The organism is Serratia sp. CY31944, assembly GCF_052169175.1.
GTDB lineage: Bacteria > Pseudomonadota > Gammaproteobacteria > Enterobacterales > Enterobacteriaceae > Serratia > Serratia sarumanii.
Genome location: NZ_JBJNLG010000009.1, coordinates 69,937 through 94,218 on the forward strand (window position 1 = coordinate 69,937; position 24,282 = coordinate 94,218).

Sequence of the window (24,282 nt, forward strand, 5' to 3'; positions counted from 1 at the left end):
CCCTTTCTTCATCTCAGCTGGAGCAGGAAATCTCCAGGTGCTTGCCCCAGTCCGGCGGCAGCGCGGCGAGATCGTCATACTCCGGCACATCGTCGAACGGCCGCAGCAGGGCCTGATGCAATCGCTGCAAACGGCCCACGTCGTCGTTCTCCGCGTCCTCAATCGCCTGCTGCGCCAGATAGTTGCGCAGGATCAGCCGCGGATTCACCGCCTTCATCGCCCGTTGCCGCTCCGCATCGCTCACCTGCTCCTGTTGCAAACGCTGACGATACTGCTGATACCAGGCGTCGAACGCCGCGCGATCGATAAACTCGTCGCGCAGCGGCGACTGCGCCTGCTGCTGTTCGGTCTCGCTCAACAGGCGGAACGTGCGGGTATAGTCCCGCCCTTCCTGCGCCATCAGGCTCAACAGACCGGTGAGCACGTCGTTGTCCTGCGCCGTCGGCGTGAAGAAGCCGAGTTTGGCGCGCATCTGTTCGCCGTAGGCGCGCATCAGCGCCGGCTCATACGCCGCCAGCGCCTGCTGCAGCTGTTCGGTGGTCATCAGCCCCGATAGGGTCTGCGCCAGACGATGCAGGTTCCACAACGCCACCGCCGGCTGATTGTCGAAGGCGTAACGCCCCTGGTGATCGGAATGGTTGCAGATATAGCCGGGCTGGTAGTCGTCAAGGAAGCCGTAAGGGCCGTAATCGATGGTGATACCGAGAATCGACATGTTGTCGGTGTTCATCACGCCGTGCGCGAAACCGACGGTTTGCCAATGGGCGATCAGGCGCGCCGTCCGTTCGACCACGTCGGTAAACCACAACAGGTAGCGCTCGGCCTGATCCTGCAGCTGCGGCCAGTGACGGGCAATGACGAAATCCGCCAGCTGCCGTACCTGCTCCGGCTGTTTACGGTAGTAAAAGTGTTCGAAGTGGCCGAACCGCACGTGGCTTTCCGCCACCCGCATCAGCATGGCACCGCGTTCCGGCTGCTCGCGGAACACCGGCTGCCTGCTGGTGACGATGGTCAACGCTCGGGTGGTGGGGATCCCCAAATGGTGCAGCGCCTCAGAGGCCAGAAACTCACGGATAACCGAACGCAGCACCGCGCGGCCGTCCCCCATGCGCGAATACGGCGTCAGCCCGGCGCCCTTCAGGTGCCAATCGCGGTGGCTGCCGTCCGCCAGAACCTGTTCGCCAAGCAAAATGCCGCGGCCATCGCCCAACTGCCCGGCCCACACGCCGAACTGGTGGCCACTGTACACCTGCGCCAGCGGCTGCATGCCCGGCAGCAGCGTTTCTCCCGCCCAAATCGGGGTTTTATCCTGAGTAAACCAGCTTTCATCCAGCCCCAGCTCGCGCGCCAGCGGCTCGCTGTGGTACAGCAGGCGCGCATCCTTGAGCGGCGTCGGGTTCAGAGCGGTGTAGAAGCCGGGTAACTGTTGGTAGTAAGCGTTATCGAACTGCGGCATAGGCCCTCCGTTTCAGCGTAGTGTAGAGCCTGAACGAGCGGATTAACACCGAAGGAATGCAGGGAGAACGCATCCGCCTGTCGTCAGGACGGATGCGGGGAGTTTGGCGTTCCGCCTGGCTGAGGAAGCGCGGGTTTAATGCCGGCTGATAAACGGTGTTATCAGCCCAACAACGAGGATCAATAACGGTAGCGGAATCACGGTAACCTCACTCCACGCATGATTTCCCTCATTGTGTGTAATTTTTTTATATCACTTCTTAATTATTGAACTCGCTGGGCGTCGCCAGCAAAGCTTGCAGATTATCCACACCAACGCTGGGCCATAAAAAACCTTGCAGACCTAAAACACCGGCGTACCTGAGTTTATTAAAATACTCTTTTTTCTCTATTCCTCCGACGATCACGCCTTTACATAACAGGTTGATATTCTTTAACAACGAGTCGATGACCACGTCATATCCCTGATGGGTAAACAGCTGCCAGTAAAAACGCTTGTCTATCTTTACGTAGTCAAACAAACCATCGTACAACGCGGTCAGCGTGGCTTTACCGGAACCGAAATCATCGAGCCACAGCGTAAACATTTCGCTTAATCGCCGCACGCTCGGGTTGTTCTTCCCGGCCGAAAGATTCGGAAAACTCTCACTCACTTCAAATGCAATAAAAGGATATTGCCCGATCCGTTGGCACAACGCCGAATCGGAAAGAATAAGCTCAACGATGGTTTCTTCGATATTGATGGTCAACTGCACGTTGTTACCGGTAAACCAAGCCGCATGCTGCTCCGCAAGTTTCAGTTGCTCATTAAATAACTCAATCCTTTGTTCAGGCGCCAATAAATTAATCCCAATTTCGGCCGGCATGGCTAAATCACCGTCGAGACTGTTGAATCGGCTCAACATTTCCACCGCCAACAGCCCGCCCTCCATTGAGTAAACAGGTTGAAAAACATAGCTACTAATAAAGTCAGCTTCGAGTTGGATGTTCATTTTAATGCCACAGGATGAATGGCTAGCGTATCATCGTATATCAATATATTTTATCGATCAATCCCTCTGGGATTAATCGGAAATATCAATGTAAATACCCATGAAATATCATTTAATTGATAGATTAAAGCTATACGACAATCGTGAAAGGCGCAAAGAAAAGCAGCCTAACTTATGCCATGGCGCCCGCCAAACGCGTTATGTGAAAAGGTATTTGGCTTAAGTAGAATGGATTGACGGCCAAATTTGACTTATCTCCTTTGTTTTATTTAAGAAAAATCTTAAATAAAGTAAAATAATCTTCCCGCCTTAACGCCGATTTTTCCTGCCGTTAACGATGACTGATTAAATTTAATAACGCATCAATTCCGCCCGTTATTCTCGGCATTGAAAACGCAAAAAAATGCCCACCTTGATTTTCAGAAAATCTGCGCTACCGCCGTGCAAAACATCGATTTCAGCGATAAAAAAAGGGATGAGCACGCTCATCCCTTCATCACCAGGCCTTCGCTAACGGATCGTTTCACTCAGCCATTGCCGCAGTTCGGCTAATTCGGCCGCCTGCTGCGGATAATCCGCCATCAGTCGATCACAGCAGGCGGCAACGGGCTCGCTTCGATACGGGCAGCCCACCAGCATATCCGCCAGCCGCTGCAGCGGGGCGGGATTAAGGCTGTCGGTGAACACCTGCGCGCGAACAATAGCCCCCTTCTCCACATCGAAGAACAGGTCTACGCCGCCCCAGACAAAGCGCTCGTTAAGCAAGTGGCTGAATGCTGGCGCCTTGCCGAAATTCCATTCCCAGCTGCTTTGTTTGGCGAACTGCGCGGCAAAATCGGGCAGATCGGGGAACACGTCCGGCGAAATGATCTCCGGCTCGGCCGTTTCGCCATAGTGGGCGAAGAAAGCCTGCACGATGGCGTCGCATACCTGCTCATGGCTGATGCCCGGCAAAAACTCCGCCAGATTGGCGACGCGTGAACGCACCGAGGTGATGCCCTTGGCCTGCAGCTTTTTGGGATCCGGATTGAGGTAGTTCGCCAGCCGTTCCAGGTCGGCGTTCAGCAGCAGCGTGCCGTGGTGGAAACCGCGATCCTGGGTTTCTCGATAGGCCGAGCCGGATATTTTACGCGGCCCGTCGGCGGTTTCCATCACCAGATCGTTGCGCCCCGACGCGCCGGCCGCGACGCCTAGCTGCCGCAGCGCTTGCAGAATGATGTCGGTCGAGACGCTCTTGTCGTAGCCCGGCTTGCCGGCCATAAAGGTGAAACAGGTGTTGCCCAGGTCGTGAAATACCGCCCCGCCGCCGCTGCTGCGCCGCGCCAGCCTAATGCCGTCCTGCTCCATGCGCCGGGTGTTGCACTCTTTCCAGGGGTTCTGCGACTGGCCAATCACCACCGTTTCGGCATTGCGCCACAGGAAGAGAATTTTTTGCGTGGTCATTTCGCGGAAGATGCACTCTTCCACCGCCAGGTTGAACCAGGGATCGTAGGAGTCGGAGATCAGTAAACGCAGGCTGTTCATGGCAGGCACCGTCCAAAACATGAGATGCCGCCATGATACACCAAATCAATGGGTTAAGGCTAAATGCGTCGCGCCTGCCAGTACACCCGCTTCCAGTAGACGTTATCGAGCGAGGAGCGGATCACTCCACGGCTGGTCGACGCGTGGATAAATTGGTCGTTGGTATCGTAAATGCCGACGTGCAGGCCGTTCTCACCGCCGCCGGTTTTGAAAAACACCAGATCGCCCGGCATCAGCTCATCGCGTGAGACCTTGGTGCCCAGCGAGGTCTGTTCTTCGGTCGAACGCGGCAGTTGCATGTCAAAACGATCGCGGAACGTGCGGTAAACAAAGCCGGAACAATCTACCCCGCCCCGATCCAGGCCGCCGTAACGGTATGGCGTGCCGTACCACTGGCGCAGCTGCTCATTGAGCTGGGCCACCACCACGATAGAGTCCGCCAGGCGGCCGCTGGGCGGCGGCGCATGGCTGCTGCACCCGGCGAGGATCAAACTGGCTAATAAAAACCACACACGCATCCGCATAATATCCCTTCATTGAACACGTTGCCGCATTATGCCATCCGGTACACCACCACACCGCCTGCGAGGCAAAGCCGGCACCACGTAAGGAGAGCGCTATTTGGCGTTAATTTATCTCCCGCACGGGGAAAAAGGCAAGCGCCATAAGGGAGATAATGACAGGATCGCCGGTTTTGGCCCTATTCCGGCGATTTAGTCTCGGACTTGCTGTTAATCAGCCAGACGCCGAACAGAATAAACAGCGTGCCCAGCGTTTTCAGCAGCGTAGCGGACTCGTTGAACCACGGCAGGATCACCGCCGCCAGATAGACCAGCGCATAACTGACGCTCAACAGAGGATAAGCGCGGTTTAACGGCAGGTGGCGCAGCGCAAAGAACCAACACAGCATCGACAGCGCATAACCGCAGATGCCGCCGCCCACCGCCAACAGCGGCAGCCAGTAGCCGCCGATCAGCACCAACGAGACGTCGGCGAACGACATCAGCGGGATTTGCACCATGCCCCACTTCATCAGCAACTGCGCCAACGTCACCAGCAACACGCTGGCGGCGCCCCAGGCATAGCCCCTCATGAATGCACGCTCATCAGCAGGATCCCCAACATAATCGACGCTACGCCGCACCAGTGGCGGGCGGTCGTCGGCTCATGAAACAGCCAGCGCGCCGCCAGCGTCACCATCACGAAGTTCAGGCTGAGCATCGGGTAAGCCAGGCTGAGCGGCAGGCGTTGCAGCACATTGAGCCACACCGCCATGCCCAGCCCCAGCAGCAGCACCGCCAGCGCCAACCAGCGCAGCGTCAGCTTCAGCCGCGCCTCGTCCGCCCGTTCCCAACAGTGCGCCGCCTGTTTCTGGCACAGCTGCCCACCACAGGTGAGCAGGCTGACCACAATCACCAACAGAAAACCCATCATGGTTGCTGTTTATACCACATCAGCACCAGGCGGTTCATGCGATCCACCTTGTCTGCGGCGGGCAGTTCCTGCGGCAGCGCTTCGCCACGGGACAGCTGCAGCACCAGCGACACGTTCCCCTGCTTGCGCGCCTGCGCCAGCCACTGCGGGAAGTCGGCATCGCTGATCAGGTGCCCCTTGGCGTCCGGGTACTCCAGACCATAGGCCACCTCGCCTTTCTGGCTGTACATCAGCACGTCGCTACGCTTCAGCTCCCAGGCCAGGCCGGCTGCCAGCCCGACGCTGTCGCTCAACACATAGCGGCTGTCGCTCAGTTCGGCCATCGTGGCGCGGGCAAAGTTTTGCGGCAGTTTGGAATCGGTCACCTGTTGCGGGATGGCGTAACCGATCACCAGGCACAGCAGCACCGGGCAAGCCGCCGCCCAGCGCCATTGGCGGCCGTTGTCGCGTACGGAAACCAGCGCGAACAGCAGCCAGCCGCCGAAGGCGATCAGGCCGAGCACCAGTTTCGGCCACTCCTGCGGAGTAAACAGATGTGCCTTCGGCAGCAGACCGGAGCTCAACACCACCAGCGCCACGATGCCGATCAGGCCGAACAGGCCGTTCAGCCAGGCGTTGGCCTTGAACAGCCTGGCGCGCAGCGTGGCGGCGTAGTCTTCCGCATAGGCGGTCATCAGCAGCGCCAGCGGGGCCATACACGGCAGAATGTAGGTCGGCAGCTTGCCTTTGGCGATGCTGAAGAAGATCAGCGGCATCAGCGCCCAGCTCAGCAGGAAGAACAGCTCCGGACGCTGTACGCGCTCGCGCCACCCCTTGAGCAGCGCACCGGGCAGCAGCGCCAGCCACGGCAGCACCGCCGCCAGCAGGACCGGCAGGTAATACCAGAACGGCGCCTTGTGCTGGGCGTTATCTTCGGCGAAACGCTGAATATGCTCGACCCAGAAGAAGTAATTCCAGAAATCGGGTTCACGTTGCGCGATCGCCAGCGCCCACGGCAGGCTGAGCAGCGTAGCGGTCACGATCGCCACCGGGCCATAGCACAGCAGATCCTTGATGCGGCGTTGCTGAATGACGATCGGGATCACCGCGATCACCGGCACCGCCAGCGCCAGCGCCAGGAAGCCCTTGGTCATAAAGCCCATGCCGCAGGCCAGGCCCAGCAACGCGTAAGCGCCCAGCTTGCCTTTGACCGAGGTGGCTTTCAGCGTCAGGTAATAACTGACCATCGCCGCCGCCAGCCACAGCGAGATCATCGGATCCAGCACGCTGTAGGTGCCGATGCTGAACACCAGTACCATCGACAGGAACATCAGCGCCGCCAGGCTGGCGCGGCGCGCATTGCGCCACATCAGCATCGCCAGCGCGAACACCAGCAGCGCGGTCATGCCGGTGCTGAACACCGAGCCGAAACGCACCGCAAAGTTGTTTTCGCCAAACAGCCACTGGCTGATGTTATTGAACCAGTAACCCGCCACCGGCTTTTCGAAATAGCGCAGCCCCAGCAGGTGCGGCACGACCCAATCGCCGCGCTGCAGCATTTCACGGCTGATCTCGGCATAACGCGTCTCATCCGGCTGCCACAGCAGGCGGCCGTTAAGCGGGATCAGGTAAACCAGAGCAAAAAAAACGGCCAGCACAATGGCCCAGGATCCTTTTAGCGCCTTCATGTAACGTCCTTCACATCGGTTTGACAGCCCAGCCAACCTTCGCGGCCGGGGAAAGGAGCGCGCTTGATGCGGCCCAACGGCAGTGACGCCAAATCTTGCGGTAACAGCGCGCTCAGCGGACAGAATTCGATGCCCTGCCGCTGTGCGCGTTGCAATAACTGTTCGAACATCGCCGCCTGCGACATGCCTTCCACTTCGGTGTGAATGGTGTACACCGGCACGCCGCGATCGTTCTCGATGGCGCGCAGAATATAGTCGTTGAAGTCGGCCATGCTGACTTCGCTGCCAATCACTTCATCGAAGGTCGGCAGCGTCACCGGGATCTGCACCGTACCGTGGCGCCCGTCGCTCAGCACCGGACGGAACGGATGGGTGCCGCGGCAATCGCTGTTGTAATGGAAGCCGAAGCGTTGTTTGACCTCCAGCACGCGCGTATCGGCGCGCCAGCCCGCCACGGCGGAGCATTTCACCGGCTGGCCGGTGCTGGCGCTCAGGGCGTCGACGCCCAGCTGCACCTGTTCGGTCAGCTGCGCTTCGCTCCACTTGCCGACCCTGGCCTGCCACCCCTGGTGATCCCAGGCGTGCAGCCCGACCTCATGGCCGGCTTCGGCGGTGCGCTTCATCAGCGGCCCCAGCGCGCGTGAAATGTTGCGCCCCGGCCAGGCGGTGCCGGCCAGCAGAATGTCCAGACCGTATAGCGAGGCGGCGTTCGAACGCAGCATTTTCCACAAAAATTTCGGACGCAAAAGGCGCCAAAGATGGCGCCCCATGTTGTCCGGTCCCACGCTGAAGAAGAAGCTGGCCTGAATGTCGTACTTTTCGAACAGATCCAGCAACTGCGGCACCCCTTCACGGGTGCCGCTGAAGGTATCTACATCAACCCGCAGACCGACTTTCTTCATGCACCGTTCCCTTCCTGAACGGTAGTGCGCAGGAAGTAGTCCAGCGTATCGGCGATGGTTTGCTTCATCTCGATGGTCGGCTGCCAGCCCAGCAGGCGGTGAGCATTTTTGATGCTCGGCGTGCGGTGCTCGACGTCCTGATACCCTTTACCGTAGTAGCTGCTGCTCTCCACGTCCTTGAAGCCGGCAAACGGCGGGAAGCGGTCGCGCAACGGGTGGTTGTTGAAGCTTTCCAGCAGCATTTCCGCCAGTTCGCGGATGCTCGCTTCGTTGGTCGGGTTGCCGATGTTGACGATCTGGCCGTCGCACAGGCCGTCGCGGTTCTCGATGATGCGGAACAGCGCTTCGATGCCGTCGTTGATGTCGGTGAAGCAACGTTTCTGCGCGCCGCCGTCCATCAGTTTGATCGGCGAACCTTCCACCAGGTTGAGGATCAGTTGGGTGATGGCGCGGGAAGAACCGATGCGCGCCGCGTCCAGGTTATCCAGGCGCGGCCCCATCCAGTTGAACGGACGGAACAGCGTGAACTTCAGGCCTTCTTTGGCGCCGTAAGCCCAGATCACCCGATCCAGCAGCTGTTTGGAGACCGAGTAGATCCAGCGCTGTTTGTTGATTGGCCCGACGATCAGGCGCGAATGGTCTTCGTCGAACTCTTTGTCGTCGCACATGCCGTACACTTCAGAGGTGGACGGGAAGATGATGCGCTTGTTGTATTTCACGCAGTCGCGAACGATCTTCAGGTTCTCTTCGAAGTCCAGCTCGAACACGCGCAGCGGGTTACGGGTGTATTCGATCGGCGTCGCGATCGCCACCAGCGGCAGCACCACGTCGCATTTCTTGATGTGATACTCGATCCACTCGGAGTGGATGCTGATGTCGCCTTCCACGAAGTGGAAGCGCGGGTTGTCGAGGAAGCGGCTGATGGCGTCAGAGCCGATATCCAGACCGTAGATGTCGTAGCGATCGTCGCGCAGCAGGCGCTCGGTCAGGTGGTTGCCGATGAAGCCGTTGACCCCGAGGATCAGTACGCGGGTGCGGCGTTTCATCGCGGCGTTCGGCTTGGCGGCCAGACGCACGTCGGTGACGATGCCCATTTCCTGCGCCAGGCGGCTGCCCTGCACGTACAGACCGCTGTCGTTTTGACCGGCGACGATCTCCAGCGCGCCTTCGCCACAGGCGATGACCAGCGGCGAGGTGCTCAGCACGGTGCCCGGCTGCTTATCGTGTTGGGTATCCAGCACGCGAGAGCGCCAGACGATCAGCTGGCGCTGGCCGAGGTAGCTGAACGCCCCCGGGTACGGCTCGGTGACGGCGCGCACCAGGTTGTTGATCTCTTTGGCGGATTTGTGCCACAGGATCTCGCCGTCCGCCGCGCTGCGGCGGCCGAAGTAGCTGGCCTGGGACTCATCCTGCTTGGTGAAGGTGGCAGTGCCGTTCTTCAGCTTCGGCAGTTGCTCTTTCAACACGATCTGCGCGGCTTCCAGCACTTTTTTGTGCAGCGTCAGCGCGGTATCGCTGTCGGCGATGGCCACTTTTTGCTGCCCGACGATGTCGCCGGCGTCCGGGCGTTTCACCATCTTGTGCAGCGTGGCGCCGGTTTCGGTTTCGCCGTTCACCAGCGCCCAGTTCACCGGCGCACGGCCACGGTAACGTGGCAGCAGCGAACCGTGCAGATTGAAACCGCCCTGCGGTGCCAGCGACAGGATCTCGTCGCTCAGCATGTGGCGGTAATAGAACGAGAAGATCACGTCCGGCTGCAGTGCGCGAATGCGGTCAACCCACAGCGGGTGGTTTACGTCCTCTGGCGCATAGACCGGCAGATCCAATTCGGCGCCCAAACGGGCCACGGAGGAGAAGAAGTTGTTCTCGCCAGGGTCGTCGGTGTGCGTGAACACGGCCTGCACGTCATAACCCGCCTCAGTCAGCGCTTTCAGACCGGCGCAGCCAATATCATGGTAAGCAAATACAATAGCTTTCATCATTCTTCTTCCTGAGTATTGTGGCCCTGCTGTGCACCGACCACTTTCTGAACAAAATAGCGAGGACGCGCGCGCACGTCGGTATAGATGCGGCCGATGTATTCACCCAGTAGCCCCATGCCGACAAACTGGGCGCCGATAAAGGTGAACAGGACGGCGAAAAGGGTGAACACGCCGCCGGCGGCCCATTCAGGGCCGAGCAGCAGACGCAGCGCTATCAGCACCAGCGCCAGCACAAACCCGGACAGCGCCACGATGCTGCCGACCACGCTGAGCAAACGCAGCGGCGTGGTGGTCAGGCAGGTGATCAAGTCATACATCAGGTTGATCAGCTTCATCAGGCTGTACTTGGAGTCGCCAAACTCGCGTTCGGCGTGACGCACGTCGATCTCGGTCGTGCGGCGGGCGAAGGTATTCGCCAGGATCGGGATAAAGGTGCTGCGCTCATGGCAGTGCAGCATCGCCTCAACGATATGACGACGGTAGGCGCGCAGCATGCAGCCGTAGTCCCCCATCGACTTGCCGGTGGCGCGTTGAATCATCATGTTGATTACGCGCGAGGCGCTTTTGCGGAACCAGGAGTCCTGACGGTTGGCGCGCACGGTGCCCACCACGTCATAGCCCTCTTCCGCCACGCTGACCAGCCGTGGGATCTCCTCCGGCGGGTTCTGCAGATCGGCGTCCAGCGTAATCACCAGATCGCCGGTCACCTGATTGAAACCGGCCATAATGGCCGAGTGCTGGCCATAGTTGCGGTTCAGCAAGACGGCGATCACGTGGCTATCCGGCTTTTCCGCCGCCGCAGTCAGCATGTCAGCGGAGTTGTCGCTGCTGCCATCGTCGACGAGGATGATTTCATAAGGTTGAGATAACTGCTTACAGGCGGCAGTAGTCCGCTCCAGCAACGCCGGCAGGCTTTCCTGCTCGTTGTATACCGGGATGACTACCGAGACTTTTTTAATCGGTTCAACGCGAGGCACGTAAAGACTCCACAACAGAAGACAAGGCATTGACCACGCGATCCACGTCGGCGTCGGTCATATCAGGGAATAGCGGTAAGGTGCACAGCCGCGCCGAGTTCCATTCGGTATTCGGCAAAGAAAGCTGCGGATAACGCTCACGGTAGAATTTCTGAGTATGCGCGGCGCGGAAATGCAGCCCGGTGCCGACGCCAACCTCTTTCAGGCGCTCCATCAGCTGGTCGCGATCGATGCCGCAACGCGCGGGATCGACGCGGACCATAAACAGGTGCCAGGCGTGGTCATGCGGATAATCCGGCACGCCCAACGGTTGGAACGGCGAGCCTTCCAGCGCGCTCAGGTAGCGCTGTGCCAGCGCCTTACGGCACGCGTTCAGCTCAGCAAAGCGCGACAGTTGCACCACGGCGATCGCCGCATGAATGTCGGACAGGTTGTATTTGTAACCCGGCTCCACCACTTCGGCCTGCGGTTTGCGGCCAAGCTGCTGGCGATCGAAGGCATCGACGGCCAGACCGTGGAACTTCAGGCAACGCAGGCGATCCGCCAGCGCATCGTCGTCGGTGGCGATCAGGCCGCCTTCGGCGCAGGTCACGTTTTTAATCGCGTGGAAAGAGAAAATCGCCGTGCCGCGTGCGCCGACCCATTCGCCGTTGTAGCGCGTGCCGACCGCGTGGGCGGCGTCTTCGATCAGCGGCAAGCGATGGCGTGCGGCTACGGCGCGCAGCGCATCCATTTGCAGGGGAGCACCGGCGTAATGCACCGGAACAATCGCTTTGGTGTTCGGGGTGATGGCAGCCTCGACATCGGCGGCGCTGACCATCAACGTATCACGGTCAACGTCGATCATCACCGGCGTGGCGCCCAGCAACTCGATCATGTTGAGGGTGGAGACCCAGGTTTGCGAAGGGGTGATGACTTCGTCGCCGGGGCCGATACCCAGCGCCATCAGCGTGATGTGCATACCCGCCGTGGCGGAACTGACGGCGATGGCGTGCTTACAGCCGAAAGTGGAGCAGAAGTCGCTTTCCAGTTGCTGGTTTTGCGGCCCGGTGGTGATCCAACCGGAACGCAACACTTTCTCTACCGCGGCGATTTCTTCATCGCCGATGGCCGGACGAGAGAAAGGCAAAAATTGATCCATAGTTAACCCCAAACGTATCGAGCTGCTTTTGATGACACTGTAAATCCCTTTCGTTTAACGAATATTAAACGCCAGAGAAGAATCGTTTCCGTGGATTAACTGACAATGTAAGGCCGCAAGCTTAACTAAACCTTAAGACGAGACGTGTCATCAGTGGGAGGACTGATAGATAGATGTCGTTACCGTTAATTTAATTTACCAATAAAATCAATTGCTTATTATTTTTAATAATTATTTACTTATTTTATTTTCGCCGAATCAAGCCTAGCACGTCATTGACGCTTTTCAATAAAACCCACGATAAAATGAGCGGTGGAACAATAATAGCCGATGATTACCCGGCTATTTATATTCACTACGTTTAGTTTTCGTTTACATTTATGCTGCCGGGACGAATTAAGCCGTGCGCGTCATGATCCAACGCTGGTTCCCCACCCATTGCAGGTGAAAATCCACTTCATAGATCTGCGACAACAGGTCGGGCGCCATCACCTCACGGGTGATGCCCTGCGCGACCAGCTGCCCAGCGTGCAGCAACCAAACCCGATCGGCCTGCTGCAGGGTATGATTCAGATCGTGCGCGCACACCAGCGCGCTGCGCCCACTTTGGCAGAATTCGCGCAGCAGGCGATCCAGCGCGACCTTTTGCGCCACGTCCAGGCTATTGGTCGGTTCATCCAGCAACAACAATCGGCTGTGCGGATTGACGCTGGGCCACACCTGCAGCAACACCGCCGCCAGCCGCACCCGCTGCCATTCGCCACCGGAAAGCTGCGTCAACGTGCGTGACAGCTTATCCACCAGCTTCAACCGCTGGCATAGATAGAGAATGGCGTGCTCCACCTCGGTTTGCGCCGCGCCGGCAGGCCGGTGCAACGCCAAATACTGAAACACCGGCATCAGCGACACCGGCGGCTGTTGCTGGCTGAGATAGCCGCGCCGGCATGCCAGCTCGCTCCCCGGATAATCGGCTAACGCGCGTCCGTCCAGGCAGACTTCGCCCAGCCCCGGCAGCATGCCCGCCACCCGCGCCAACAGGGTGCTCTTCCCTGCGCCATTGGGGCCGATCAGGTGAACCTGCAACCCGCCGTCAATCTGTGCCGAAAAAGGCGCCAGGCGCCCCGCCACCCCAACCTCAACGAGTTGCAGCATCTGTCTTATCCTGCCAGCGCTTGTTTCACCGCCGCCACCAGCGCCGGATCTTCCGGCGTAGTGTCAGGCGAGAAGCGCTGGATCACCGTGCCGTCGCGCGCGATCAGGAATTTCTCGAAGTTCCACAGAATATCGCCGGGGTGCTTCGGCGCACGCCCTTTGCTGGTCATCCGCGCCAGAAACTCGCTGCCCTGCGGTGCGACAGCCTCCGGCTGTGCGGCAATCAGCGCCTGGTACAGCGGATGACGGCGTTCGCCGTTCACCTCAATCTTGGCGAACATCGGGAATTGCACGCCGAAGGTGCCACGGCAAAACGCCAGGATCTCTTCGTTGCTGCCCGGCTCCTGGCCCAGGAATTCATTGGACGGGAACCCGAGGACTTCCAGCCCTTGATCGCGGTAGGCTTCGTACAGCGCTTCCAGCCCTTCGTACTGTTTGGTCAGGCCGCACTCCGAGGCCACGTTGACCACCAGCAGCACCTTACCCCGGTAGGCGCCCAGCGTGGTCGGCTGATTTTCAATGGTTTGTAACGGCAGGTTGTCGATTGGCTTGCTCATCGGTTGTCATCCTTTGGTTTTTTAATGGCAGGTGAATGAAGAGAACTACCTTACGCCTTTTGCCCGGGTCAGTAACCAGATAAATAGCGGCGCCCCCAGCGTGGCAGTCACCACGCCGATCGGCAGCTCGGCCGCCAGCAGCGCAATGCGGGCAACCACATCGGCCACCAGCAACACCCCAGCCCCGGCCAGCGCGCAGGCCGGCAACAGATAGCGTTGGTCGGTCAGGCCGATAAGCCGCAAAATATGCGGGATCACCAACCCAACGAAGCCAATCACCCCGGCGAGCGCCACGCTGACGCCGACCAGCCAGCCGATCGCCAGCACCAGCAGGTTACGCCACAGATGCAGCGACAGCCCTAGTTGCCGCGCCTGTACCTCGCCCAGCGCCATCAGGTTGAGCGCTTTGCCCTGGCCACACAACCACAGCAGCACCGGCAGCAGCGCCAGCACCAGCCACTTTTGGCGCCAGTCGACCCCGCCGAAACCGCCCATCATCCAGTACATCAGCTGCCGCAGATCGAGGCTGGTGCTGAAATAGACCGCCCAGGTCATCAGCGCGCTGCACACGATGCCCAGCGCCACGCCGACCAGCAACAGCCGCGCATTGGTCAGACGTCGGCGGCGAGCGAAGCCCAGCAACAGAAAGGTCATCGCCAGCGCACCGGCTATCGCGGCGGCGCTCATCAGCGCCACCGGCAACAACCCCTGCCCCAACAACACCGTCAGCACCAGCGCTACGCCGGCGCCGTTAGCGACGCCCAGCAGACCGGGCTCCGCCAGCGGGTTTTCAAACAGCGCCTGCATTACCGCGCCCGCCACCGCCAGGGCGGCGCCGACCAGCATCACCGCCAGCGCGCGCGGCAAACGCAGTTGCCAGACGAACAGTTGCGCCCGATCGCTGAACCACTCTGACGGCCATATCCATTGGTCGCCGGCACAAAGGCTGAACAGCAGCGCCACCGCCACGCCCAGCGCCAACAGACCGATCTGGCGTTTATCGCGGTAGCGTTGATGTTGCAACAATAAGGTGAAGGTACGGCTGGTTGGCATGGCGCGGCGGTTCCCTGCCGGCCGCTGTCGTGGCCGGATAATTGACGTTTGAGTCGAATATTAGGGGGTTAACGCCGCAAGGGGAAGCCTTGCGTGGATGATGGCGCAGGAAAGCAGCGGCTGGCATTGCCCGTCATCGCAACGATGATGGCAAAACCAGCCGCCGATAAACTCAGGGTTAACGATGCGGGCCGGCGTTGCCCGGTGGATAAGGCTGGCCGCGGCCGTCATCGCGGCGGTCGGAGGCACCGCGATCGTCATGATTACGCTCGTGGTCGCGATTATCGCGATCGCCGCGGAACGGATTGCCGCTGCGTGCCGGCTCACGGTGATCATAGCCACGCGGCGGCGATGGCTGCCAGCGGCCGCCGTCCCAGTACATGCCGCGCGCATTGCGCTCACCCAGACCGCGGCCCTGATGCGCATGCCACCACTGCGGTGGACGCCAGTCGTAACCATCCCAGTAGTAGCCGCGACGGTCCTGATCCCCCAGATGCAGAGAAACGCCCGGCACATTGATATCGACAGAGACATCGGCCTGCGCCGCCAACGGCAGCAACAACGGGAAACACACCAGCAACAGGATCTTTTTCATTTTGCCTTCTCACTCTATTTTTCTTGCTGCAGTGGTTATATCAGCGCGTTTATTTAACCACTATCTCACCGATGCCTATTTTCAGATTGTTTTCGACGGCCTTACACAATCCCTACACTGTTTGCCCTCGCCTTTAATTATCATAATCGCTGACAAGGCTTAACGAATAACTGACGGCTCTCAAGCGGCGCGGCAATTATAATTAAGCGAATTTCCATCGGAGGATAATAAGATGATTAAACGTATAGGCAGCCTGCTGGCCGTTGTGGCCCTGACAGCAAGCCTCAGCGCCTGCTGTTGGGGCCCGCACTGGGGCGGCGGCCACCGTGGCGATGGCCCTGGCCATTATCACGGCCGTTATTGAAGCGGAAACAATGCCACTCACCAAATAAGATATGAGAATATTCCGCAATTGAGATTAAATAAATTTTTCCGTAGCGTTTGAACGCAGAATTTTAATTCTTACATTGCCAATTAGGAATAAACTGAATTTTATGCCAAAAAAGAAAAAGGCCGCGCAAGCGGCCTTTTTTGATATCACACGTCACTCACCCTTTCGGGCTGGCGTTTTCTACCCGGCTTTTCAGCTTCTGCCCCGGACGGAAGGTCACCACGCGGCGCGCCGTAATCGGAATGTCTTCGCCGGTCTTCGGGTTACGCCCCGGACGTTGGTTCTTGTCACGCAGATCAAAGTTGCCAAAACCCGACAGTTTTACCTGTTCGCCATTCTCAAGGGCCCGACGGACCTCTTCAAAGAACAGTTCCACCAGGTCTTTGGCGTCCCGTTTGCTAAGCCCAAGCTTCTCAAACAGGTGTTCTGACATTTCAGCTTTAGTAAGCGCCATAGGTTCAATCCCTCAAGGATGCTTGGAATCGCTGTTTTAGAGCCTCTACGCATTTTGCAACGGTAGCGGCTATCTCCTCTTCTTCCAGTGTACGAGCGGTATCCTGCAATACCAGACTGATAGCCAGGCTCTTGTCACCTTCTGCCACGCCCTTGCCACGGTACACGTCAAACAAGTTTACGCCAACTACCTGATTTGCGCCAACTTTCTTACACTCGGCCAAAATATCTTCTGCGGGGACGTTTTCAGCCACCACAACGGCGATATCACGGCGGTTTGCCGGGAAGCGCGAAATCTCCCGCGCCTGAGGCACGGCGCGGCTCGCAAGCTTGTTCCACTCCAGTTCAAACACCACGGTGCGGCCGTTAAGATCCAGTTTACGTTCAAGTTCCGGGTGAATCACACCGATGAAACCTACGCGTTCGCCGTGTAAATAAATCGCCGCACTCTGCCCTGGATGCAGGGCCGGATTGGCTTCCGCCCGGAACTGAATTTCGGATAATTTACCGGTCAGTTCGAGGACAGACTCCAGATCCCCTTTTAAATCATAGAAGTCGACGGGCTTGCGCGCCAGATCCCAATGCTCATCGTGCGTATGGCCGGCGATCACGCCTGCCAGCATGACGTCCTGACGAATACCCAGATCTGCCGCACTATCAGGCACAAAGCGCAGGCCGCTTTCGAACAGGCGCAGACGCGTCTGCTGACGGTTCTGGTTATACACCACCGCGGACAGCAAACCGGTCCACAGCGACAGGCGCATCGCCGACATTTCGACCGAAATCGGGCTCGGCAGGATCAGCGCTTCTTCATTCGGGTGCAGCAGCGCCTGCACTTTCGGATCGACGAAGCTGTAGGTGATCGCTTCCTGGTAGCCGTGATCGACCAGCATGGTCTTCACGCGCTTGAGCGTCAGATCGGCTTCGCGATGCTGGGTCATCACCAGATCGGCGCGCACCGGCACATCCGGGATGTTGTCGTAGCCGTAAACGCGCGCCACTTCTTCCACCAGATCCTCTTCGATTTCCATATCGAAACGCCAGCTCGGCGCGACCGCTTGCCAGCTGTCGCCCTGCTCGGTCACCTGGCAGCCCAGGCGGCGCAGAATGTCGCTGACCTGCTCGCTCGGCACCACGTGGCCGATCAGACGATCCAGCTTCTCGCGGCGCAGCGTGATGGTGGCGCGCTTCGGCAGTTCGTTTTCGTGGGTTACGTCGATAACCGGGCCGGCCTGGCCGCCGCAGATGTCGAGCAGCAGGCGCGTGGCGCGCTCCATCGCTTTGTACTGCAGCGCCGGATCGACGCCGCGCTCATAGCGGTGAGACGCATCGGTGTGCAGACCGTGACGGCGTGCACGGCCGGTGATCGACAGCGGGCTGAAGAAGGCGCATTCCAGCAGCACGTCCTGAGTTTCCCCGTTGACGCCGGAATGCTCGCCACCGAAGATGCCGCCCATCGCCAACGCTTTTTGATGATCGGCGATCACTAAGGTGTCGGCGCTCAGTTTGGCTTCGTTGCCGTCCAGCAGCGTCAGGGTTTCCCCTTCTTCCGCCATGCGCACCACGATGCCGCCGTCGATGCGGCCCAGATCGAAAGCGTGCATCGGCTGGCCAAGCTCCAGCAGCACATAGTTGGTGACGTCTACCACGGCATCGATAGAACGGATGCCGCAACGACGCAGTTTTTCACGCATCCACAGCGGGCTTGGCGCCTTGACATCGATACCTTTCACCACGCGCCCCAGATAGCGTGGGCACGCCTGCGGCGCGTCAACGCGGATCGGCAGCGTGGCGTCGATGGTGGCGGCCACCGGGCTCATGTCCGGCTCGGTCAGCGCAACCTGGTTCAGTACGCCCACGTCGCGCGCGACGCCGATGATGCCCAGGCAGTCGGCGCGGTTCGGCGTGACGCTGATCTCGATGGTGTTGTCGTTCAGTTTCAGATAGTCGCGGATGTCGGTGCCGATCGGCGCATCCAGCGGCAGCTCGATGATGCCGTCATGATCGTCGGAAATGCCCAGCTCGGAGAACGAGCACAGCATACCTTCCGAAGGTTCGCCGCGCAGCTTGGCGGCCTTGATTTTGAAGTCGCCCGGCAGCACCGCGCCCACGGTGGCGACCGCCACTTTCAGGCCGGTACGGCAGTTTGGCGCGCCGCAGACGATGTCGAGCAGGCGATCGCCGCCTACGTTAACCTTGGTGACGCGCAGTTTGTCGGCGTTCGGATGTTGACCGCACTCGACCACCTCGCCCACGACGACACCGTTAAACGCGCCGGCAACCGGATCCACGCCGTCCACTTCCAGGCCGGCCATGGTGATTTGATCGGATAATGCTTCGCTGCTGATGGCCGGGTTTACCCACTCGCGCAACCAGAGTTCACTGAATTTCATGTGATATTCCCGCCTTACTTAAACTGTTTGAGGAAACGCAGATCGTTTTCGAAGAATGCGCGCAGGTCGGTGACGCCGTAACGCAGCATCGTCAGGCGCTCCATGCCCATACCGAAGGCGAAGCCGGAGTAAACTTCCGGATCGATGCCCACGTTGCGCAGCACGTTCGGATGCACCATGCCGCAGCCCAGCACTTCCAGCCATTTGCCGTTCTTGCCCATCACGTCCACTTCAGCGGACGGCTCGGTGAACGGGAAGTAGGACGGACGGAAACGAACCTGCAGGTCTTCTTCAAAGAAGTTGTTCAGGAAATCGTGCAGCGTGCCCTTCAGATTGGTGAAACTGATGTCTTTATCGACGATCAGCCCTTCCATCTGATGGAACATCGGGGTGTGCGTCTGATCGTAGTCGTTACGATAAACGCGGCCCGGCGCAATGATGCGGATCGGCGGCTGCTGGTTCTTCATGGTGCGGATCTGCACGCCGGAAGTCTGGGTGCGCAGCAGGCGCGTGGCGTCGAACCAGAAAGTATCGTGGTCGGCGCGCGCCGGGTGATGCCCTGGAATGTTCAGCGCGTCGAAGTTGTGGTAATCGTCTTCAATCTCCGGGCCGGTGGCAACGGAGAAGCCCAGCTCGCCGAAGAAGGTTTCGATACGGTCGATGGTGCGGGTCACCGGATGCAGACCGCCGTTTTCCATGCGACGGCCCGGCAGGGAGACGTCGATGGTTTCAGCCGCCAGGCGCGCGTTCAGCGCAGCGCTTTCCAGCGCGTTCTTACGCGCGTTCAGGGCGTCTTGCACCTCCTGCTTGGCCAGGTTGATCACCGCGCCGGCCGCCGGACGATCTTCCGCCGGGACGTCGCGCAGAGACTGCATCTGCAAGGTGAAATGACCTTTCTTGCCAAAATATTCGACGCGCACCAAATCTAACGCGGCAACATCCTGGGCATCTTCTACGGCTGCCTTGGCATTGGCAACCAGCTCTGCGAGATGTGGCATTGCTTTCCTCTTCCTCTGGCCGGGATGGCCCTAAGTAATTGTTATCTATATTCGAACACGCCTTTGAGCAATCTTCAAAGACTTTTCAATGCGTTGCCGGCCGGGCGGCTCACCTGAGCTGAACGCCAGCCGTACTCACCGCAACGCGTTGCAAGGCGGGACGATGGCCAAAAACAAAAAAGCCTCCACGAGGGAGGCTTAGGCGCTACTTTTCGTTTCTTTTCTTACGCGCAAAGCCTCCTGAAATCAGGCGCTAAAGTAAAAAAAGAAACGAAAAATAGCTGCGTGCATGATTGCGGTACCTTGTCGATGATTGCCCACCAGTGATATAGCTGCGGACAATGAAAGTCAATATTTGTCGCTGAAAACAAAGATTAAAAGAGGGAGCAAGCTCCCTCTTCTACTGACTTACGCCAGAGCTGCTTTCGCTTTCTCAACCAGTGCGCCGAAGGCCACTTTGTCGAAGACTGCGATGTCAGCCAGGATCTTACGGTCAATTTCGATCGACGCTTTTTTCAAGCCGTTGATGAACTTGCTGTAAGACAGACCGTTCTGACGAGCAGCTGCGTTGATACGTGCAATCCACAGCTGACGGAACTGACGCTTACGTTGACGACGGTCACGGTAAGCATACTGGCCTGCTTTGATTACTGCCTGGAAGGCAACACGATATACGCGCGAACGGGCACCGTAGTAGCCTTTCGCCTGCTTCATAATTTTCTTGTGACGTGCGCGTGCAATTACACCACGTTTTACGCGAGCCATATGCTCTCTCCTAAAGTCTTATTCTAAATTCAAAAAAAATGGCTTATGCGTACGGCAGGCACGCGGTAACCAGGACCAGATCGTTTTTAGACACCATGCCTTTCGGACGCAGGTGACGTTTACGCTTGGTTGCTTTTTTGGTCAGAATATGACGCAGGTTGGCATGTTTACGCTTAAAACCACCGCTGCCGGTTTTTTTGAAGCGCTTGGCTGCACCACGTACAGTTTTAATCTTTGGCATTTTAATTAAATCCACTTCGCATTGTTAAACAACGAATCAGTTGGGCGAATAAAACCCACACAGCGCAAGCGCCGCGCGGGTTCCATTACTTGTAAGCCTTACTGTTTCTTCTTAGGAGCGAGCACCATAATCATCTGGCGGCCTTCGATCTTCGTAGGGAAGGATTCGACCACTGCCAGATCCATATCTTCACACAGGTCTTTACGGACGCGGTTAAGCACTTCCATACCGATCTGCTGGTGCGCCATCTCACGCCCGCGGAAACGCAGGGTGATTTTGGCTTTATCGCCATCTTCCAGAAAGCGAATCAGGTTGCGTAGTTTGACCTGATAGTCGCCATCATCGGTGCCAGGACGGAATTTGATTTCCTTGACCTGGATAACTTTTTGCTTCTTCTTCTGTTCTTTCGTCGACTTGCTCTTCTCGTAGAGGAATTTGCCGTAATCCATGATTCGGCAAACTGGCGGTTCGGCATTTGGGCTGATTTCTACTAAATCAACGCCCGCTTCCTCAGCTTTTTCAAGAGCTTCATTCAGACTGACAATACCAATCTGCTCGCCATCGACGCCGGTTAGGCGAACTTCTTGCGCGCGAATTTCTCTGTTAATGCGATTAGGACGCGCCGGTTGAACTCGTTTTCCGCCTTTAATACTTTATTCCTCCAGTTGATGAAGACTACGGCTGCGAATCTCTTTCAGCAGCTTGTCTACGACTTCGTTTACGTCCAGGCTTCCCAGGTCTTTGCCACGGCGGGTACGAACGGCAACTTTGCCTGCTTCGACCTCTTTGTCGCCGCACACCAACATGTAAGGGACTCGACGTAAAGTATGTTCGCGAATTTTAAAGCCAATCTTCTCATTTCTCAAGTCCGCTTTCACGCGAATGCCTGCATCCTGCAGTTTTTTGGTCAATTGCTGGACGTAATCAGACTGGCTGTCGGTGATATTCATCACCACCACCTGCACCGGAGCGATCCAGGTCGGGTAGAACCCGGCGTATTCTTCGGTCAGGATACCGATGAAACGTTCCATGGAGCCCAAAATGGCGCGGTGAATCATTACCGGCACGACGCGATCGTTGTTTTCGCCAACATACGAAGCGCCCAAACGGCCCGGCAAGAAGAAATCGAGCTGCACGGTACCACATTGCCATGCGCGATCCAAACAATCATGCAGGGTAAATTCAATTTTCGGTCCGTAGAAGGCGCCCTCACCCGGCTGATATTCAAACGGAATGCCGTTCTCGGTCAGCGCGGCGGCCAGGTCTTCTTCCGCACGGGTCCACATGTCGTCGGTGCCGATGCGTTTTTCCGGGCGAGTGGACAGCTTGACGGCGATCTTGTCGAAGCCGAAAGTGCCGTACACGTCATACACCATGCGGATGCATTCGTTCACTTCAGCGCGCACCTGTTCTTCCGTACAGAAGATGTGGGCGTCATCCTGCGTGAAGCCGCGCACGCGCATCAGGCCGTGCAGGGAACCCGATGGCTCGTTGCGGTGGCAGCTGCCGAACTCGCCCATGCGCAGCGGCAAATCGCGGTACGACTTCAGGCCCTGGTTGAAGATCTGCACGTGGCCCGGGCAGTTCATCGGCTTGATGCAGTATTCGCGGTTTTCCGACGCGGTGGTGAACATGGCGTCTTTGTAGTTTTCCCAGTGGCCGGTTTTTTCCCACAGCACGCGGTCCATCATGAACGGACCTTTCACTTCCTGGTACTGGTACTCTTTGAGCTTCATGCGCACGAAGGCTTCCAGCTCGCGGAAGATGGTCCAACCGTCGTTGTGCCAGAACACCATGCCCGGCGCTTCTTCCTGCATATGATACAGGTCGAGCTGTTTGCCGATCTTGCGGTGATCGCGCTTGGCCGCTTCTTCCAGGCGTTGCAGGTAGGCGTTCAACTGCTTCTTGTCTGCCCAGGCGGTGCCGTAGATACGCTGCAGCATTTTGTTTTTGCTGTCGCCGCGCCAGTAAGCGCCGGAGGTTTTCTGCAGCTTGAAATGGTGGCAGAAACGCATGTTCGGCACGTGCGGGCCGCGGCACATGTCGACGTATTCTTCGTGGTGGTACAGGCCAGGACGATCGTCATGGCTGATGTTCTCATCCAGGATCGCCACTTTGTAGATTTCGCCGCGCTCAGCGAAGGTGTCGCGGGCTTCTTGCCAGCTGACCTTCTTCTTGATGACGTCGTAATCCTTATCGGCCAACTCGTGCATCCGCTTTTCCAGCAGATCCAGGTCTTCCTGCGTCAGGGTGCGGTCGATATCCACGTCATAATAGAAACCGTTGTCGATCACCGGACCGATCGCCATTTTGGTATCCGGCCACAGCTGCTTGATCGCATGACCCAGCAGGTGAGCACAGGAGTGGCGCATGATTTCCAGGCCGTCCTCATCTTTGATGGTGATGATGGCCAGCTGCGCATCCGATTCGATCAGATCGCCGGCGTCGACCAGCTCGCCGTTGACGCGGCCGGCGATACAGGCTTTCGCCAGGCCAGGGCCGATATCGCGCGCGACATCCATCGGGGAAACGGGGTGATCGAAATGACGCTGACTACCGTCAGGAAGAGTAATAACAGGCATTAATAATTCCTTATCTACAGTGGTGACCCACACGACAGATCACATGCAGTACGAAAATTGGATTTTGGGTTTGGTCAGCCAGGTTTCAGATCTCGCCCACAATTGCCAGATTGAAACCTCACTGGGTATACAGAATGGAACGCATACCTTCTCAGCCACATTCGGCTAAGCGAATAGTATCACTAAAATTGTTCCGGATAAATAAAGCGCCGCCCTCACGCTTTCGCGTCAGCTGGCGCAAAAACGGTTTTCATGTAGCTGAGGGTGGCCAGCAGGCACAGGCCGTAGCCCAGCAGTTCGCACCCCTCTTCCACCATGTTTTTCACCACCCGGTTGTAGCCGTCCAGCATCAGCGTTTGCCACAGCGCGCTCATGCCAAACAGGCGTGAAAACACCAGAATGCACAGCAGGCCGGCGCACATCATGCCGTAGGCGGGATGCGTCACGAAATAGGCCAGGCCGCGCACCGTCGCCGCGATGTGCCGCGCTGCATGCACCAGGCAGGCCAAGGCGACCGCCAGCGCGAACCACACCCAGGCGCCGTGCCACAGCGCATCGAAGGCGAAATCCATCTCGCGGATCAGCATGCAGAGAAAGAAACCGCCGACCAGCATCCAGGCGGAGCGGCGTTCAGCCTGCCGCCGGGCCACGGCGAAGAAACCGCCGGAGATGGCGAGCAGCAACAGCTCCTGCGCCGCTTCGGTCAGCGAGGTTTCATGCACGAAATTATGCAGCCAGTGTACGTCGATAAATACCAGGCCGACCAAGGCCGCCAAAAAAGCGCAGTAGAGCAGAAAGGCAACGGCTTTTCCCAGCAAAATATGCAGTTCTTGTTTCATAATCACACTCATTATTATTTACAGCGCATCTATGTTATCCACCTGTCCCCAGGGATCGTGGCAATTGATGCCTAATACCCTACACAGCGATTAAGGTGGTCATTAATCACGCCGCAAACAATAAAAACCCCGGCACATGGCCGGGGTAGGCGCCAGTCTTTCCTGGCTGTCATTTCATCGTCGTCGGTA

At 58.2% G+C, this 24,282-nt stretch carries 25 protein-coding genes and 1 other annotated feature; of the genes, 1 reads left to right on the plus strand and 24 read right to left on the minus strand.

Annotated features, from left to right (window positions below; genetic code table 11):
* Positions 1–13: 13 nt before the first annotated feature.
* From ACJ8IN_RS11325 to ACJ8IN_RS11395, 15 genes are all read right to left on the minus strand, one after another.
* On the minus strand, positions 14–1,456 hold the full coding sequence (locus ACJ8IN_RS11325) for a protein adenylyltransferase SelO (protein WP_033653924.1): 1,443 nt from the start codon (positions 1,454–1,456) through the stop codon (positions 14–16).
* Positions 1,457–1,715: 259 nt separating this feature from the next.
* Entirely contained in the window at positions 1,716–2,447 is a 732-nt protein-coding gene (locus ACJ8IN_RS11330) for an EAL domain-containing protein (RefSeq protein ID WP_033646308.1), read from the minus strand.
* Positions 2,448–2,957: 510 nt separating this feature from the next.
* The gene (locus tag ACJ8IN_RS11335) at positions 2,958–3,971 is read right to left on the minus strand and encodes a lipoate--protein ligase A (RefSeq protein WP_047571639.1); all 1,014 of its coding nucleotides are present in this window, start codon (positions 3,969–3,971) and stop codon (positions 2,958–2,960) included.
* A 59-nt stretch (positions 3,972–4,030) separates the two neighbouring features.
* Positions 4,031–4,495, minus strand: a complete 465-nt coding sequence (locus ACJ8IN_RS11340; protein WP_016927954.1) for an NlpC/P60 family protein — start codon at positions 4,493–4,495, stop codon at positions 4,031–4,033.
* A 176-nt stretch (positions 4,496–4,671) separates the two neighbouring features.
* Entirely contained in the window at positions 4,672–5,064 is a 393-nt protein-coding gene (arnF, locus tag ACJ8IN_RS11345) for a 4-amino-4-deoxy-L-arabinose-phosphoundecaprenol flippase subunit ArnF (RefSeq protein WP_041034867.1), read from the minus strand.
* The gene (arnE, locus tag ACJ8IN_RS11350; protein WP_033653923.1) at positions 5,061–5,405 is read right to left on the minus strand and encodes a 4-amino-4-deoxy-L-arabinose-phosphoundecaprenol flippase subunit ArnE; all 345 of its coding nucleotides are present in this window, start codon (positions 5,403–5,405) and stop codon (positions 5,061–5,063) included. Before arnE ends, arnF begins: the two co-directional genes overlap by 4 nt.
* A complete protein-coding gene (arnT, locus tag ACJ8IN_RS11355) occupies positions 5,402–7,072 on the minus strand; it encodes a lipid IV(A) 4-amino-4-deoxy-L-arabinosyltransferase (RefSeq protein ID WP_442519498.1) in 1,671 nt (556 codons plus the stop codon). The genes arnE and arnT overlap by 4 nt, the downstream gene beginning before the upstream one ends.
* Positions 7,069–7,974, minus strand: a complete 906-nt coding sequence (gene arnD / locus ACJ8IN_RS11360) for a 4-deoxy-4-formamido-L-arabinose-phosphoundecaprenol deformylase (protein WP_033646311.1) — start codon at positions 7,972–7,974, stop codon at positions 7,069–7,071. The genes arnT and arnD overlap by 4 nt, the downstream gene beginning before the upstream one ends.
* Positions 7,971–9,953, minus strand: coding sequence for a bifunctional UDP-4-amino-4-deoxy-L-arabinose formyltransferase/UDP-glucuronic acid oxidase ArnA (gene arnA, locus ACJ8IN_RS11365; protein ID WP_033638761.1), 1,983 nt, complete (start codon positions 9,951–9,953; stop codon positions 7,971–7,973). Before arnA ends, arnD begins: the two co-directional genes overlap by 4 nt.
* Positions 9,953–10,963: an undecaprenyl-phosphate 4-deoxy-4-formamido-L-arabinose transferase gene (gene arnC / locus ACJ8IN_RS11370; protein ID WP_194243198.1), complete on the minus strand. Its 1,011-nt coding sequence runs from the start codon at positions 10,961–10,963 to the stop codon at positions 9,953–9,955. The genes arnA and arnC overlap by 1 nt, the downstream gene beginning before the upstream one ends.
* The gene (arnB, locus tag ACJ8IN_RS11375) at positions 10,920–12,074 is read right to left on the minus strand and encodes a UDP-4-amino-4-deoxy-L-arabinose aminotransferase (RefSeq protein WP_033653921.1); all 1,155 of its coding nucleotides are present in this window, start codon (positions 12,072–12,074) and stop codon (positions 10,920–10,922) included. The genes arnC and arnB overlap by 44 nt, the downstream gene beginning before the upstream one ends.
* Positions 12,075–12,470: 396 nt before the next feature.
* Complete coding sequence (gene btuD / locus ACJ8IN_RS11380; protein WP_060424292.1) at positions 12,471–13,226, minus strand: vitamin B12 ABC transporter ATP-binding protein BtuD; 756 nt, start codon at positions 13,224–13,226, stop codon at positions 12,471–12,473.
* A gap of 5 nt (positions 13,227–13,231) precedes the next feature.
* On the minus strand, positions 13,232–13,783 hold the full coding sequence (locus tag ACJ8IN_RS11385) for a glutathione peroxidase (protein WP_033638331.1): 552 nt from the start codon (positions 13,781–13,783) through the stop codon (positions 13,232–13,234).
* A gap of 45 nt (positions 13,784–13,828) precedes the next feature.
* Positions 13,829–14,836 (minus strand): vitamin B12 ABC transporter permease BtuC, encoded by a 1,008-nt coding sequence (gene btuC, locus ACJ8IN_RS11390; protein WP_033638330.1) that lies wholly within the window; start codon positions 14,834–14,836, stop codon positions 13,829–13,831.
* A 178-nt stretch (positions 14,837–15,014) separates the two neighbouring features.
* Positions 15,015–15,431, minus strand: a complete 417-nt coding sequence (locus ACJ8IN_RS11395; RefSeq protein WP_033638328.1) for a DUF2502 domain-containing protein — start codon at positions 15,429–15,431, stop codon at positions 15,015–15,017.
* Positions 15,432–15,663: 232 nt separating this feature from the next.
* Between ACJ8IN_RS11395 and ACJ8IN_RS11400 the strand changes: the two genes are divergently transcribed.
* Positions 15,664–15,795, plus strand: a complete 132-nt coding sequence (locus ACJ8IN_RS11400; protein WP_033653919.1) for a hypothetical protein — start codon at positions 15,664–15,666, stop codon at positions 15,793–15,795.
* A gap of 184 nt (positions 15,796–15,979) precedes the next feature.
* Here the strand turns inward: ACJ8IN_RS11400 and ihfA are convergent, their stop codons facing one another.
* The 9 genes from ihfA to ACJ8IN_RS11445 form a co-directional block, all read right to left on the minus strand.
* A complete protein-coding gene (gene ihfA / locus ACJ8IN_RS11405) occupies positions 15,980–16,276 on the minus strand; it encodes an integration host factor subunit alpha (RefSeq protein WP_004931414.1) in 297 nt (98 codons plus the stop codon).
* 4 nt (positions 16,277–16,280) lie between these two features.
* A complete protein-coding gene (gene pheT / locus ACJ8IN_RS11410) occupies positions 16,281–18,668 on the minus strand; it encodes a phenylalanine--tRNA ligase subunit beta (protein ID WP_047567827.1) in 2,388 nt (795 codons plus the stop codon).
* A 14-nt stretch (positions 18,669–18,682) separates the two neighbouring features.
* Entirely contained in the window at positions 18,683–19,666 is a 984-nt protein-coding gene (gene pheS, locus ACJ8IN_RS11415; protein WP_060387686.1) for a phenylalanine--tRNA ligase subunit alpha, read from the minus strand.
* 172 nt (positions 19,667–19,838) lie between these two features.
* Positions 19,839–19,961, minus strand: a sequence feature (Phe leader region).
* Entirely contained in the window at positions 19,913–19,957 is a 45-nt protein-coding gene (pheM, locus tag ACJ8IN_RS11420) for a pheST operon leader peptide PheM (protein ID WP_121626058.1), read from the minus strand. It overlaps the preceding feature by 45 nt.
* A gap of 113 nt (positions 19,962–20,074) precedes the next feature.
* Positions 20,075–20,431: a 50S ribosomal protein L20 gene (gene rplT, locus ACJ8IN_RS11425; RefSeq protein WP_004931417.1), complete on the minus strand. Its 357-nt coding sequence runs from the start codon at positions 20,429–20,431 to the stop codon at positions 20,075–20,077.
* Between the two features lie 43 nt (positions 20,432–20,474).
* On the minus strand, positions 20,475–20,672 hold the full coding sequence (gene rpmI, locus ACJ8IN_RS11430; RefSeq protein WP_004931418.1) for a 50S ribosomal protein L35: 198 nt from the start codon (positions 20,670–20,672) through the stop codon (positions 20,475–20,477).
* Positions 20,673–20,770: 98 nt separating this feature from the next.
* Entirely contained in the window at positions 20,771–21,322 is a 552-nt protein-coding gene (gene infC, locus ACJ8IN_RS11435; protein WP_048233542.1) for a translation initiation factor IF-3, read from the minus strand.
* 3 nt (positions 21,323–21,325) lie between these two features.
* Positions 21,326–23,254, minus strand: a complete 1,929-nt coding sequence (thrS, locus tag ACJ8IN_RS11440) for a threonine--tRNA ligase (protein ID WP_025159696.1) — start codon at positions 23,252–23,254, stop codon at positions 21,326–21,328.
* 215 nt (positions 23,255–23,469) lie between these two features.
* Complete coding sequence (locus ACJ8IN_RS11445) at positions 23,470–24,093, minus strand: hypothetical protein (protein WP_049234254.1); 624 nt, start codon at positions 24,091–24,093, stop codon at positions 23,470–23,472.
* Positions 24,094–24,282 lie beyond the last annotated feature (189 nt).